Origin of the sequence: Roseomonas indoligenes, from assembly GCF_017813365.1 — a bacterium.
In the GTDB taxonomy this organism is placed as follows: domain Bacteria; phylum Pseudomonadota; class Alphaproteobacteria; order Acetobacterales; family Acetobacteraceae; genus Roseomonas; species Roseomonas indoligenes.
This window is the reverse complement of the sequence record NZ_JAGIZA010000011.1, coordinates 136364-149792: the sequence shown is the minus strand read 5'-3', so window position 1 is coordinate 149792 and position 13429 is coordinate 136364. Positions and strand designations below refer to the sequence as shown.

The 13429-nt window shown below is 69.4% G+C and carries 13 protein-coding genes and 1 tRNA gene; 6 read left to right on the top strand and 8 right to left on the bottom strand.

Annotated elements, in window-relative coordinates; genetic code table 11:
- Nucleotides 1–34 precede the first annotated feature (34 nt).
- Nucleotides 35–820, bottom strand: coding sequence for an inositol monophosphatase family protein (locus tag J5Y10_RS17930; protein ID WP_209375405.1), 786 nt, complete (start codon nucleotides 818–820; stop codon nucleotides 35–37).
- A gap of 11 nt (nucleotides 821–831) precedes the next feature.
- Nucleotides 832–1365 carry a c-type cytochrome gene (locus J5Y10_RS17925; protein ID WP_209375404.1) on the bottom strand — a complete coding sequence of 178 codons (534 nt, stop codon included), beginning with the start codon at nucleotides 1363–1365 and terminating at the stop codon, nucleotides 832–834.
- Between the two features lie 200 nt (nucleotides 1366–1565).
- Between J5Y10_RS17925 and J5Y10_RS17920 the strand changes: the two genes are divergently transcribed.
- The 5 genes from J5Y10_RS17920 (at nucleotide 1566) to J5Y10_RS17900 (ending at nucleotide 7283) form a co-directional block, all read left to right on the top strand.
- A complete protein-coding gene (locus tag J5Y10_RS17920; protein WP_209375403.1) occupies nucleotides 1566–2420 on the top strand; it encodes a prephenate dehydratase in 855 nt (284 codons plus the stop codon).
- Between the two features lie 295 nt (nucleotides 2421–2715).
- Nucleotides 2716–4623 carry an autotransporter domain-containing protein gene (locus J5Y10_RS17915; protein WP_209375402.1) on the top strand — a complete coding sequence of 636 codons (1908 nt, stop codon included), beginning with the start codon at nucleotides 2716–2718 and terminating at the stop codon, nucleotides 4621–4623.
- Between the two features lie 127 nt (nucleotides 4624–4750).
- Nucleotides 4751–5854 carry a TRAP transporter substrate-binding protein gene (locus tag J5Y10_RS17910; RefSeq protein ID WP_209375401.1) on the top strand — a complete coding sequence of 368 codons (1104 nt, stop codon included), beginning with the start codon at nucleotides 4751–4753 and terminating at the stop codon, nucleotides 5852–5854.
- Nucleotides 5855–5931: 77 nt separating this feature from the next.
- The gene (locus tag J5Y10_RS17905; protein ID WP_209375400.1) at nucleotides 5932–6738 is read left to right on the top strand and encodes an undecaprenyl-diphosphate phosphatase; all 807 of its coding nucleotides are present in this window, start codon (nucleotides 5932–5934) and stop codon (nucleotides 6736–6738) included.
- A gap of 71 nt (nucleotides 6739–6809) precedes the next feature.
- The gene (locus J5Y10_RS17900) at nucleotides 6810–7283 is read left to right on the top strand and encodes a hypothetical protein (protein ID WP_209375399.1); all 474 of its coding nucleotides are present in this window, start codon (nucleotides 6810–6812) and stop codon (nucleotides 7281–7283) included.
- A 60-nt stretch (nucleotides 7284–7343) separates the two neighbouring features.
- Here the strand turns inward: J5Y10_RS17900 and J5Y10_RS17895 are convergent, their stop codons facing one another.
- Nucleotides 7344–7991 (bottom strand): CoA transferase subunit B, encoded by a 648-nt coding sequence (locus J5Y10_RS17895; protein WP_209375398.1) that lies wholly within the window; start codon nucleotides 7989–7991, stop codon nucleotides 7344–7346.
- A 13-nt stretch (nucleotides 7992–8004) separates the two neighbouring features.
- Nucleotides 8005–8760, bottom strand: coding sequence for a CoA transferase subunit A (locus J5Y10_RS17890; protein ID WP_209375397.1), 756 nt, complete (start codon nucleotides 8758–8760; stop codon nucleotides 8005–8007).
- A gap of 125 nt (nucleotides 8761–8885) precedes the next feature.
- On the opposite strand from J5Y10_RS17890, the gene J5Y10_RS17885 reads away from it, so the two are divergent.
- Nucleotides 8886–8961: transfer RNA gene (locus tag J5Y10_RS17885), tRNA-Ala, on the top strand.
- A gap of 81 nt (nucleotides 8962–9042) precedes the next feature.
- Here J5Y10_RS17885 and J5Y10_RS17880 read toward each other — a convergent pair.
- The 4 genes from J5Y10_RS17880 to J5Y10_RS17865 form a co-directional block, all read right to left on the bottom strand.
- Complete coding sequence (locus J5Y10_RS17880) at nucleotides 9043–9408, bottom strand: hypothetical protein (RefSeq protein WP_209375396.1); 366 nt, start codon at nucleotides 9406–9408, stop codon at nucleotides 9043–9045.
- A 34-nt stretch (nucleotides 9409–9442) separates the two neighbouring features.
- Nucleotides 9443–11323, bottom strand: coding sequence for a potassium transporter Kup (locus J5Y10_RS17875; protein WP_342452955.1), 1881 nt, complete (start codon nucleotides 11321–11323; stop codon nucleotides 9443–9445).
- A 136-nt stretch (nucleotides 11324–11459) separates the two neighbouring features.
- The gene (locus tag J5Y10_RS17870; protein WP_280855421.1) at nucleotides 11460–12254 is read right to left on the bottom strand and encodes an amino acid ABC transporter ATP-binding protein; all 795 of its coding nucleotides are present in this window, start codon (nucleotides 12252–12254) and stop codon (nucleotides 11460–11462) included.
- 26 nt (nucleotides 12255–12280) lie between these two features.
- On the bottom strand, nucleotides 12281–13423 hold the full coding sequence (locus J5Y10_RS17865) for an amino acid ABC transporter permease (RefSeq protein WP_209375395.1): 1143 nt from the start codon (nucleotides 13421–13423) through the stop codon (nucleotides 12281–12283).
- Nucleotides 13424–13429 lie beyond the last annotated feature (6 nt).

Sequence of the window (13429 nt, the reverse complement as noted above, 5' to 3'; positions counted from 1 at the left end):
GGGGCCTAAACCCCCTTCCCTCAACCCGCTGCAACTAAACGGAAAGCAACGCGGCGCAGGCGGGCAGCAGCGCCGGATCCCCGACCGCCATCACATCCCCCGCCGATTCGAGAGTCAGCACCCGCCCGGCATGGTCCGTAACCCGCCCGCCGGCGCCCTCCACCACGGGAACCAGGGCAGCCCAGTCCCAGGGCTTCATGGTGGCGTCCACCACCACATCGATCAGGCCGAGGGCGAGCAGGCCGTAGATGTAGCAATCGCCACCCCAGCTCACCCGGCGCACGGACCGGCGCAGGGCCAGGAAGCCGGCGTCCTGCCCCGGTGGGAAGATGTCGGGCGAGGTGCTGGCGAGTTCCGCCGCACCGATCTCCGGGCAGGGCCGGCAGCCGACAGTGCCGCCAGAGGGGTCGCCGAAGGGGCCGCGAAAGACCGTGCGGCGGCCCTCTACCCCGATCCAGCGCTCCCCCGTGGCAGGCTGGTCGATAATGCCGAGCACGGGGCGCCCCCGGTGCAGCAGGGCGATCAGCGTGCCGAAGAGGGGGCGGCCGGTGACGAAGGCACGGGTGCCGTCGATCGGGTCCAGCACCCAGACCCATTCGGCATCCGGTCGGTCGTTCCCGTACTCCTCCCCGATCACGCCGTGGTCGGGATGGTGACGGGCGATGTGGTCGCGGATGGCGCGCTCCGCGCCGCGGTCGGCCTCGGTGACGGGGCTGGCATCGCCCTTCGCCTCGACCAGCAGGGCCGAACGGAAAAGGGGGCGGATGACCGCCCCCGCCAGGTCCGCCGCGGCCTCGGCCGAGGCGAGCAGGGCATCCATTACGAGGACGCCTACTGGGGCAGCGGCTGCGGGCTGCCCGACAGGGTCCGGATATAGGCGATCACGTCCGCCCGCTGCTTCGCCTGGTTCAGCCCGGCGAAGGCCATGCGGGTGCCCGGCACGGCACCGGCGGGACGGTTGAGGAAGGCGTTCAGCGCCTCGTAGTCCCAAGTCTTGTCGTGCAGGGCCTTCATCGCCGGGGAGTAGTTGAAGTCCTCCTTATGGGCATGCGGCCCGCCGAGGACGTTGTAGAGGTTCGGGCCCACGGCGTTGCGCCCGCCCTCGGTCCAGGTGTGGCAGGCCGCGCAGACGCGGCCCATGATCGCCTGGCCGTTCGCCACATCGGCGCTGGCCAGCAGCGGCCCGATCGGTTCCAGCGCGGCGGGCGCGGCCGGGGCGGCGGCGGCCACCACCTCGCCCGTGTCGATCGCGGGCTTTTCCAGCCGGTGCGGGTGCACGAGGATACCGCCGACCAGCCCGGCGACCATGAAGCTGATGCCGGCGGTCAGGACCGCCGCGAAGGCCTTGTTCGCTTCCAGGCTCATCCGACCTGCCCGTTCCCCATGTCTGGCCACATCCGTTGGACCGGCGCGGCACGTTTGCGCGCCCCCGCCGTCACGGCTAGAAGCCGGCGGACCATAATGTTCCCGGATCGCCGCGACAACCCGTGGCGCCCGTCGCGGAGGCGATGCCGGCCGCGCTCCACCCCGGGCTGGTGGCCCGGACATTCAGGCTGAGAGGCCCCGTGAACCAGACCATCGCTTTCCAGGGCCTTCCCGGCGCCTATTCCGACCTGGCCTGCCGCGCCGCCTATCCCGGCTGGACCACCCTGCCCTGCCCCTCCTTCGAGGCGGCGATGGCCGCGGTGCGGGAGGGGCGGGCGGATCTGGCGATGCTCCCCTGCGAGAATTCCCTGGCCGGCCGGGTGCCGGACATCCACCGCCTGCTGCCCGAATCCGGCCTGCACGTCGTGGGCGAGCACTTCGAGCGGGTGGAGCACTGCATCCTCGCCCCGCCCGGCGCCACGATGGAGACGATCCGCCGCGCCCATTCCCACCCCGTGGCGCTGGGCCAGGTGCTGAACCTGTTGCGGAACACGGGCTGGCAGGCGGTGATCGAGGCCGATACGGCCGGCGCCGCCCATCTCATCGCCGAGCGCGGCGGGGTGGAGGACGCGGCCATCGCCTCCTCCCTCGCAGGCGAGATCTACGGGCTGAACATCCTCCGCCGGAACGTGGAGGACGAGGCGCACAACACCACCCGCTTCTACGTCATGTCGCGGGAACCGATCCTGCCGCCCGTGACCGCGCAGGACAGCGTCACCACCTTCGTCTTCCGCGTCCGCTCCGTCCCCGCCGCGCTCTACAAGGCGCTGGGTGGCTTCGCGACCAACGGCGTGAACATGACGAAGCTCGAATCCTACATGCTGGACGGGCACTTCACCGCCGTTCAGTTCCTCTGCGACGTGGACGGCCATCCCGACCAGCCGCCCCTTCGCCGGGCGATGGAGGAACTGCGCTTCTTCTCGCGCGAGGTGCACGTGCTCGGGTGCTATCCGGCGCACCCCTATCGCCGACAGCAGGCCGAAGCGGCGGAGTGAGCCGGCCGCGACGGTAACACGGAGCGGGCGGCACGGCGGGAACCGGCGTCGCCCGGCACAGCCCACCAGATTGCGAAACCGGCTCTCTCGCGAGCGGCATCGACAACGCGCGCGGAGCAAGCTTCTTATTTCTGCACAGCGGAAATTCAATCCGCTTGACGACCGGAAACGCAGATGATCCCCTCGGACCGTTCCCGCCCGTGGAAAGGAGAGGCCGGTCCGCCGGTCCCTCCGATTCCCGGGATACGGGGGCAGCGCACCTGCACAACGCAGGGCGCTCGGGGGAGGATCGGACTTGGAACAGCAACCCTTCACGGGGCGCCGACGGCGCTCGGCCATCGCGCTCGGCCTTCTCGCGGCCACGGCGCTCACCGCGGTCCCACTGACAGCCCGCGCACAGGTGGGCTTCGACCGGCTCACCGCCTTCGGCGACAGCTACGCCGACAACGGCAACGTCCAACGCCTATTGCGCGGCGAGACCGGCACCTACCCGTCGAGCACGACGGACCCTTCGGTCGCCTACTACACCTTTCCGCAATACGTGCAGCAGCTCTACGGCATTCGTGACGCCGGCGTCCGGAACTACGCGATCGGCGGCGCCACAACGACCTCGGTAAACGCTTCCGCGGGCCGTGGCCTCAGCCTGCCGTTTGAGCTCCAGACCTTCGCCGCGCGGGGTGAGCGCATCGGGTCGCGGGAGCTCGTGCTCTTCTCCATCGGCGGCAATGACGGCGGCGCCTCCAGCGGCTCCGTGCCGCTCTCCCTCGCGGCCTCCACGGCGGCGACGGCGAACGCCAACTCCCTCGCCGCGGTGAACCAGCTCGTCGCGGCCGGAGCGCGCAACATTGTCTTCCGCTCCACCAGCGACCTCGGCGCGCTCGCCTCGGTCCGGAACGGGCCCAACCCGGCCGGGAGCATCGAGTACGGGCGCCTCTATTTCGAGGGGCTGCAGCGCGACCTCGCCCCGCTCGGCAACCAGGGCGTCCGGGTGTTCCTCTTCGACACGGGGCGGCTGCTGCGCGCCGTCCAGGCGAACCCGGCGGCCTATGGCTTCACCGACGCGCAGACGCCCTGCAACACCTTCGTCGCCTGCCGCACGCCGACCTCGCCCCTGCAGCAGCAGTACCTGACCTATGATGGGCTGCACCTGACGAGCAAAGGCTTCGAGCTCGTCGCCCGCTACATCGCGGCGCAGGTCGGGGCCCCCGACGCGATCGCGGTGACGCCGGAAATCGGCCTCGCCTCCGTCACCGCCTTCACCAACTCGGTCTTCGAGCGGCTGGACACCTACCGCTTCGCGGGGCTGGACGGACGGCAGGCGCTGGCGGGCGTGGGGATGGGCGGCGGTGGCTCCGCGCCCGTGCCTGTCGCGCCGGGCAGCAACGTCTCGGTCTTCGTGCAGGGCCACTACGCCGCCGGGAACCGCGACCGCCGCAATGGCGTGGCGGGCTACAGCTACGACCTCGGCGGCGTCACGATCGGCGGGGAGGTACGGCCGGTGGCCGGGGTGCGGCTCGGCCTCGCCTTCAACTACTCCAACACCAACGCCGACATCGACGCGCGCCTGGGCAAGGTGGAGGCGGACAGCTACCGCGTCGCCGTCTACGGATCCCTCACCCGGCCGGACTGGTTCGTGGACGGCGTGGTGACCGCCGGGCGCGACGTCTACGAGACCTCCCGCACCGGCGTCATCTCCGCCCTGCGCGGCGACCCGACCGGCAGCAGCGCGAGCGTCGGGCTGCGGGGCGGCTACCTCGTCAATGCGGGGCCGGTGCGCTTCGGCCCGATCGGCGGGCTGACCTACACCTGGTCGCGCTCGGGCAACTACACCGAGAGCGGGGACGAGCTGCTGACCAACGACGTGCGCCGGCAGACGATCGACGCGCTCACCGGCAGCCTCGGCGCCCAGGCGCGGCTGAACGTGACGGTCGCCGGCCGGGCGGTGACGCCCTACGTCAACGTCACGGCCGAGCACGACTTCATCGGCCGTGGCCGGACGCTGGTCACCAACGCCACCTTCGCGCAGGCCCTTCCCATCCAGTCCCAGGTGGAGGAGCGTGGCCGGACCTACGGGCAGGTGGCCGGCGGCATCAGCGCGGAGGTGGTTCCCGGCGTCGCCGTGATGGCGAATGCCGGCACGACCTTCGCGCGGCGCGATGGCAACGACTACGCCTTCTGGGGCGGCGTGCGCCTGGCGTTCTGAGGCGGGCTTTCCGCCGCAACGGGCGGGGCGGCCGGCACGGGCCGCCCCGCCGATCCGGCTTCCCCGCCGGGCGGCGATCCCTTATCACGCCATCAATCTAAACGATTAAGGGAAAGGAACGCCCCGCATGACATCAAGCGTCAACCGCCGTGCCCTGCTCAGCGCCGCCCCGGCAGCCGCCGTCCCGGCGATGCTCGCCACCCCGGCGCTGGCCCAGGCGAACCCGGAGGTGCGCTGGCGCCTCACCTCCTCCTTCCCCAAGAACACCGATATCCTCTGGGGGACGGCCGAGGCGGTGGCCCGCCGCGTGGGCGAGCTGACGGATGGCAAGTTCCGCATCCAGGCCTTCTCCGCCGGCGAGATCGCCCCGGCCCTCTCCGCGCTGGACGCCGTGCAGTCCGGCAGCATCGAGTGCTGCCACACCGCCACCTACTACTACATCGGCAAGGACCCCACGCTGGCCTTCTTCACGGCCGTGCCCTTCGGCCTGAACGCCCGGCAGAACACGGCCTGGCTGCGCTTCGGCGGCGGCCAGCAGCTGCTGGACGAGTTGCTGCGCGAGTACAACGCCATCTCCTTCCCCTGTGGCGACACGGGCGCCCAGATGGGCGGCTGGTTCCGGCGGGAAATCCGCACGGTGGACGACGTGAAGGGGCTGAAGTTCCGCATCACCGGCCTGGCCGGTCAGGTCTTCGCCAAGATGGGCGCCACCCCCTCCGTCACACCGGCCTCCGACATCTACTCTTCGCTGGAGCGCGGCACGATCGACGCGGCCGAGTTCGTCGGCCCGCACGACGATGAGAAGCTCGGCTTCGCCCGCGTGGCACCGAACTACTATGCCCCGGGCTTCTGGGAGCCGGGCGCGCGGCTGCATTTCCTGGCCAACCAGCGCGCCTACGACGCCCTGCCCGCCACCTACAAGGCCGCGATCCAGGTCGCCTGCGCCGAGGCGGATGCCGAGATGGTGGCGAAGTACGACGTGGCGAACCCGCTGGCCCTGCGCCGGCTGGTAGCCGCCGGCGCCCAGCTCCGCTTCTGGTCCCGCCCCATCCTGGAAGCAGCCTGGCGCGCCACCAACGAGGTGATGAACGAGCAGGCCGACAAGAACGAGCGCTTCAAGAAGGTCCTGGAGAGCCACCGCAAGTTCCGGGACGAGGTCTATACCTGGCACCGCGTGAGCGAGAATTCTTTCGACAACTTCGCTTTCACCGCGTCCCAGACGGTGCGCTGAGTCGCCGGGACGCGTAAAGGAAGGGGCGGGGCCGGGGGGCTCCGCCCCTTTTTCCTTTTCTGGGTTACGGACCTTCCATGGATCTCGCCGGCCTGTTGTCCGCCCTCTTTATGGGCGTGGTGGAGGGGCTGACCGAGTTCCTTCCAATCTCTTCCACCGGCCACCTGATCCTGCTGGGGGAGCTGATCGGCTTCCAGGGTCCGCCCGGGAAGGTCTTCGAGATCGCCATCCAGCTCGGCGCCATCCTCGCCGTGGTCGTCACCTACTGGCGGGAACTGATGATCCTGGCCCGCGGCATGTGGCGTCCCGCCACGGTGGAGCGGTTCACCGTGGTGAACCTGCTCCTCGCCTTCCTGCCGGCCCTGGTCATCGGGGCGGCGCTGCACGGGACGATCACGCGGCTGCTGTTCAACCCCTGGGTGGTCGCCTGTGCGCTCGTCGTCGGCGGCCTCGCGATCATCCTGATCGAGCGGGCCCGGCCGAACCCGACCATCCGATCCATTCCGGAGATCGGGCCGGTGGCGGCGCTGCTCATCGGGTTCGGGCAGGTGCTGGCCATGATCCCCGGCACCAGCCGGTCGGGCGCGACCATCATCACCGCCCTGCTGCTGGGGGTGGAGCGGCGTGCGGCGGCCGAGTTCTCGTTCCTGCTGGCGATTCCCACCATGCTGGCCGCCACGGTTTTCAGCCTTTGGAAGGCGCGTGCGGAGATCGATCTCTCCGACCTCGGCCAGATCGGCGTCGGCTTCGTCGCGGCCTTCCTGGTGGCGCTGGTGGTGGTGCGGGTCGTCCTGGCGCACATCTCAAAAATCGGCTTTACGCCCTTTGGATGGTATCGAATCGTGCTGGGTGGGATCATTCTCCTCTGGCTCGGATTTCGCTAAGCGAACGCAAAGGCTTCCTCACCGAAGCCGAATGGCGTAACGCTTCGACGCCGCGGAGGAGGAGAGGCCGCATGCTGACGCCGCGACTGAACGCTGGAATCCTTGGGTTGGCCCTCACCGGGCTGTACGTCCTGCCGGTGGCCGCCCAGAGCTGGCCCAGCGATTCGGGCCCGACGAGCGACTATCTCGGTCTCACAGTCCGGCAGTTCGAACGTCTCTCCCCCCCGCCCATCGAGAGGAATCTCGGGGAACGAGTTGTTCCGGACATGCCGGTGACGGACGTTCCGGGTTCCGTGGAGGTCGGCACCCCCTCCATCGTGGCTGCCCCCCTGCCCCCGTCCACCTCGCGATCCCGCTCCTACCGGGACGAGCCGCGCCGGACGGAGCGGCGCCGCGCCAATATCCGCTCCACCGCCGCCTCCCGGTCGGTGTCCCGTTCCGGGGCGGTCACCTGGGACGAGTTGCGGCGGGAGCTGTCCGACCGGGACCAGCAGATCCGGGACCTGCAGCGCCAGTTGGACCAGGAGCGGCGCTCCCCGCGCTGAGGGCGGCGACGGCAGCACCGTAACTCCCGATCCGGGGCGCCATGGCGCCCCGGACCTCGTTCAGGCGGCCTGCAGGGCCACCTCGTAGTCGGCTTCGGTCTTGGACCGGACCTCCTCCTCCGTCACGCCAGGCGCCAGCTCGATCAGCCGCATCGTGCCGGCGGCCTTGTCGATCGCCATCACGCAGAGTTCCGTCACCACCATGTCCACCACGCCCTGGCCGGTCAGCGGCAGGGTGCAGGCGCGCAGCAGCTTCGGCTTGCCGCCGGCGGTGTGCTCCATCAGCACCACGACCCGCTTCACGCCAGCCACTAGGTCCATGGCGCCGCCCATCCCCTTCACCATCTTCCCGGGGATCATCCAGTTCGCCAGGTCGCCATTCCCCGCCACCTGCAGGGCACCGAGAATGGACAGGTCGATATGCCCGCCGCGGATCATCGCGAAGCTGTCGGCGGAGGAGAAGAAGCTCGTGGTCGGCAGCTCCGTCACGGTCTGCTTGCCGGCATTGATGAGGTCCGGGTCCTCCTCCCCCTCATAGGGGAAGGGCCCCATGCCCAGCATACCGTTCTCGCTCTGCAGCTGGACGGAGACGCCATCGGGGATGTGGTTAGCGACCAGGGTCGGAATGCCGATCCCCAGGTTCACGTAGAAGCCGTCCTCCAACTCGCGGGCTGCGCGGGCGGCCATCTCGTCGCGGGTCCAGGCCATGTCGGGCGCCTCCTCAGCGGGCCGGAAGGGGGTCGGTGCCGGCGGCGGCCGGGGTCGCGGGCTCGGTGCGCTTGCGGACCGTGCGCTGCTCGATGCGCTTCTCCGTGCCGGGCGACACGACGATCATGCGCTTCGTGTAGATGCCGGGCGTGTGGATGTGGTCGGGGTCCAGCTCGCCCTGCCCGACCATCTCCTCCACCTGCACCACCGTCACGCGGGCTGCAGTGGCCATCACCGGGTTGAAGTTCCGCGCGGTCTTGCGGAAGACGAGGTTGCCCTCCGGGTCGGCCTTCCAGGCGTGAATGATGGCGAGGTCGGCCATGATCCCGCGCTCCAGCACGTAGGTAACGCCGTCGAACTCCTGGGTCGGCTTGCCCTCGGCCACCGCGGTGCCCACGCCCGTGCGGGTGAAGAAGGCGGGGATGCCGGCGCCGCCCGCGCGGATGCGCTCGGCGAGCGTGCCCTGCGGGTTGAACTCGATCTCCAGTTCCCCGGCCAGGTACTGGCGGGCGAACTCCGCGTTCTCGCCGACATAGGAGGCGATCATCCGGCGGATCTGCCGCGTCTTCAGCAGCAGGCCGAGGCCCGCATCATCCACGCCGGCATTGTTGGAGACGAAGGTGAGGTCCTTCACGCCGGAATCGCGGATGGCCTCGATCAGCAGGCTGGGAACGCCGCAGAGCCCGAAGCCACCGGAATGGATGAGCATCCCGTCCCGCAGCAGGCCGTTCAGCGCCGCCCGCGCATCGGGATAGAGTTTCCTGCTCATTCGACGGCTTTCCTCCAGCACCTTGCGGCCGGGAAGCTAACCCTCCCTTACGAGGTGAGAAAGGGTGGAAAAGGGGGATTGCCTGCCCGAAGGTCCGCGGCTATATCGCGGCACCCGCACGCTAGGGGGCCATAGCTCAGTTGGGAGAGCGCTTGAATGGCATTCAAGAGGTCGTCGGTTCGATTCCGATTGGCTCCACCAGTTTAGCGGGATGATGCGGGGCGCCTGGAAACGGGCGCCCCGCTCTCTTTTTTGGCGCCCCGTTCTCCAGGTCCGCGCCGCTCAGCCGACGCCTACGATGCGCCAGGCGTATTCCTGCCCGTCAGGCTCGGTGATCGTCATGTTCTCGCCTGGGCGGCAGGGCACGCCGCTGCGGATCACGGCCTGAATGGGCGCGTCGATCGGGCTGTCGTCGCGCCGGAAAAAGCGCAGCGCCCAGCCCGTATCCGGATCGTAGAGAACGTCGCCGTCCATCAGTCCCTGGCCCGGCCAGAACCGCCGCGCCGGCCAGGGCGCCGCATCCGCCAACCAGGCATTCGGGTCCGGAAAGCCCTGGGAATCGAGCGTCAGCTGCGCCTCGTAGCGGTGTTCGGGGCTGCCCTCGGGCAGGCCAGTGCCGCCGCTCGGCGACAGGACGACGAGCGGCATGCGGAACCTCCTGAGGCTGCGGCGGCGTGGCCGCCTAGATAGCGACGCGAACCCCGAGTTCGACCACGCGGTCGCTCGGGATACGGAAGAACTCGGTCGCCGGAACCGAGTTGCGGGACATCAGGCCGAAGAGCCACTGCTGCCACCGCGCCATCTTCGGCATGGCCGAGGCGACCACCGTCTCCCGACCCAGGAAGTAGGAGGCCTGCATCGGCTCGTAGTCCACGCCCATGTCGCGCAGCCCCTCCAGCTCCTTCGGGATGTTCGGGCTCTCCTGGAAGCCGTAGCAGAGGGTGATGCGATGGATATTGGGCGCCAGCTCCTCGACCTTCCGCCGGTCCGTGACCTGCGGCACGTCCTCGTTGTTCACGGTCACGAAAAGCACGCGCTCATGCAGCACCTTGTTGTGCTTCAGGTTGTGCAGCAGCGCGTTGGGCACGTAGTCGGCCTGGCTGGTCATGAACACGGCGATGCCCGGCACCCGCACGGTGCGGGATTGCGGCAAGCGGGCCAGGAAGGACTTCAGTGGCAGGCTGTCCTGCCGGAAGCGGCTGAACAGCAGGTCCCGGCCGCGACGCCAGGTGAGCATGAGGGTGAACAGCATGCCGCCGAGCAGCAGCGGCACCCAGCCGCCATCCGGCACCTTCAGCACGTTGGACAGGAAGAAGGCGAAGTCGAGCAGGAAGAGCGGGGTGAAGACCGCGACCACCAGCGGCAGCGACCAGCCGAAGCTGCGCCGGAAGACGAGCCCCGCGAGGGTGGAGGTCGCCAGGAAGGTGCCGGTCACCGCCAGACCATAGGCGGCGGCGAGGCTGTCCGAGTTCCGGAAGGCGACGACCAGGATCAGCACGCAGGCCAGCAGGGCGAAGTTCACCTGCGGCAGGTAGATCTGCCCCTCCTCCGTCTCGCTGGTGTGGCGCACCACGAGGCGCGGCAGGAAGCCGAGCTGCACGCACTGGCGGGCGATGGAGTAGGCGCCGGAGATCATGGCCTGGCTGGCGATGATGGTGGCGGCGGTCGCGAGGATGACGAGCGGCAGGCGCAGCCATTCCGGCGCCAGCAGGTAAAAGGGGTTCTCCAGCGCCGAGCGGTCGGCCAGCATCAGCGCGCCCTGCCCGAGATAGTTCAGCGCGAGGGAGGGCAGCACGAAGGCCACCCAGGCGATCTGGATGGGCCGACGGCCGAAATGCCCCATATCGGCGTAGAGCGCCTCCGCCCCCGTGACGGCCAGCACGACGGAGCCGAGGGCGATGAAGGCCGCCAGCTTGTAGGTGAGGACGAACTGCACCGCGTAGTGCGGCGAGAGCGCGGCCAGGACGCCCGGCTCCCGGACCACCTCGATGAGGCCGAGCACGCCGATCACGGCGAACCAGACCACGGTGATGGGCCCGAAGACCGCGCCCATGCTGCCGGTGCCGCGGTACTGGAACAGGAACAGCGCCAGGAGGACGGCCAGGGAGAGCGGGACGACCGCGCCGTCGAAGGCCGGGGAGATGATCTTCAGCCCCTCGATGGCTGAGAGGACGGAGATGGCGGGGGTGATGGCGCCGTCGCCGAAGAACAACGCCGCGCCGGCGATCCCGACCAGGGCCACCGTCCAGCGGCCGCGCTCCGTCTTTGCCACGCGCTGGGCCAGGGCCATGAGGGCGAGGATCCCCCCCTCCCCCCGGTTGTCCGCCCGCATCACCAGCCAGACGTACTTCACCGTGACAACGATGATCAGCGACCAGATGATGAGGCTGAGGATCCCCAGGATCTCCCAGTTCTCCAGCCCGTCCGCCGAGAAATGGAGCAGGGCCGCCCGCATGGAGTAGAGCGGGCTGGTGCCGATGTCCCCGTAGACGATTCCCAGAACGCCCAGGAGGACGGCCGCATTCACCGGCCGCCGGTCGCCTGGGGTATCCGCTGCTGTCACGTCGGTTGTCCGCGCCTGTGGGCCGGCAGCGGCATATGACTGCTGCCCCGGACCCTGCAACCCCTGGCCCTGCCTTCGGGTTGCAGCCCGGTCATGCGGGACGCCTCCGATCCGGTTTCCGCGCGGCTTCCGGGCCTCAGTGCCCGCGCAGGATCTGGGAGAGGAAGGTCCGCAGGCGCTCGGTCTTTGGGTCGTTGAAGAGCGACTCGGGCGCGCCCTGCTCCACCACCTCGCCCCGGTCCATGAACACCACCCGGTCGGCCACCTGGCGGGCAAAGCCCATCTCGTGGGTGACGCAGATCATGGTCATGCCGTCCTCGGCCAGCCCGACCATGGTGTCCAGCACCTCCTTGATCATCTCGGGGTCGAGGGCTGAGGTCGGCTCGTCGAAGAGCATGATCTTCGGCTTCATGCACAGGGCGCGGGCGATGGCCACGCGCTGCTGCTGCCCGCCGGAGAGCTGTCCCGGGTACTTCCGCGCCTGGTCCGGGATCTTCACCCGGGTCAGGTAGTGCATCGCCAGCTCCTCCGCCTCCCGCTTCGGCATGCGGCGGACCCAGATCGGGGCCAGGGTGCAATTCTCCAGGATCGTCAGGTGCGGGAAGAGGTTGAAGGACTGGAACACCATCCCGACCTCGCGCCGGATCGCGTCCAGGGCGCGGACGTCGTCCGAGAGCTCCGTCCCGTCCACGACGATCCGGCCCTCCTGGTGCTGCTCCAGGCGGTTGATGCAGCGGATCATGGTGGACTTGCCAGAGCCGGAAGGCCCGCAGACCACCACCCGCTCGCCGGTGGCGACCTGGAGGGAGACGTCGCGCAGCACGTGCATGGCGCCGTACCACTTGTTGACCTTGTCCAGCAGGATCGCCGGCGGCGCATCCGTGCGGACGGCGGAGCGGAGATGGGTCTCCGTGTCGAGGGCGGCGCTCATGGCGTGGTCCTTTCGATCCTCGGGGCTCAGCGGCCGCGGTGGCGGTTCAGCTCCGCCTCCAGGTTCTGGCTGTAGCGGGACATGGCGAAGCAGTAGCAGAAGTAGATGACGGAGATGGCGAGGTAGACCTCCACGCCGAAGCCCTGCCAGGCGGGCTCCACGACCGCGGTCTTCCCCGCCGTCAGCAGGTCGAAGATGCCGATGATCAGCACCAGCGACGTGTCCTTGAAGAAGCCGATGAAGGTGTTCACCAGCGGCGGAATCACCAGCCGCAGCGCCTGGGGCAGGATGATGAAGCCGGTCTTGTACCAGTAGGAGAGGCCGAGCGCGTCCGCCGCCTCGTACTGCCCCTTCGGCAGGGCCTGCAGCCCGCCGCGAACCACCTCCGCCAGATAGGCGCCGGCGAAGAGGGTGATGGCGACCTGGGCGCGCAGCAGCTTGTCGATGTTGATCCCCTCGGGAAGGAACAGGGGGAACATCACGCTCGCCATGAAGAGCAGGGAGATCAGCGGCACGCCGCGGATCAGCTCCACATAGGCCACGCAGAGCACGCGCACCGCCGGCATGGAGGAGCGGCGGCCGAGGGCCACGAGGATGGAGAGCGGGAAGGCGAAGGCCAGCCCGAAGGTGGCGAGGATGAGGGTGATCGGCAGGCCGCCCCAGCGCTCCTGCGGGACATAGCTCAGGCCGAGGATGCCGCCCCACATCAGGATGCCGATCACGACCAGCGTCGCGATCCAGACCAGCGCCAGCTCCTTGCGCCAGAAGCGGCGCATGCCGGAGACGATGTAGAGCGCGGTGAAGAGCACGCAGACCAGGGCCGGCCGCCAGTGCTCCTCATAGGGATAGGTGCCGAAAAGGATGAAGCGGTGCTTCTCCGTCACCACGGCCCAGCAGGCGCCGGGGGTGGCCGAGGCCTTCAGCGCGCGGCAGGCCTGGGTCTGATTGTTCGGCACCGACCAGATGGCGTTGACGAAGGCCCAGTCCACGAAGCCGATCGCGTAGCGCACGATGAAGTAGGCGAGCACGAGCGTGAGCGCCGTGTTCAGCCAGGAGGAGAACAGGTTGGCCCGCACCCAGGCCACCGGCCCGGTGGTGAGGGCCGGCGGCTGGCGCGGCGCCGCCTCGGGGATGCCGGCGACGGAGGTGCCGAGGGAGATGTCGCTCATGCCCGT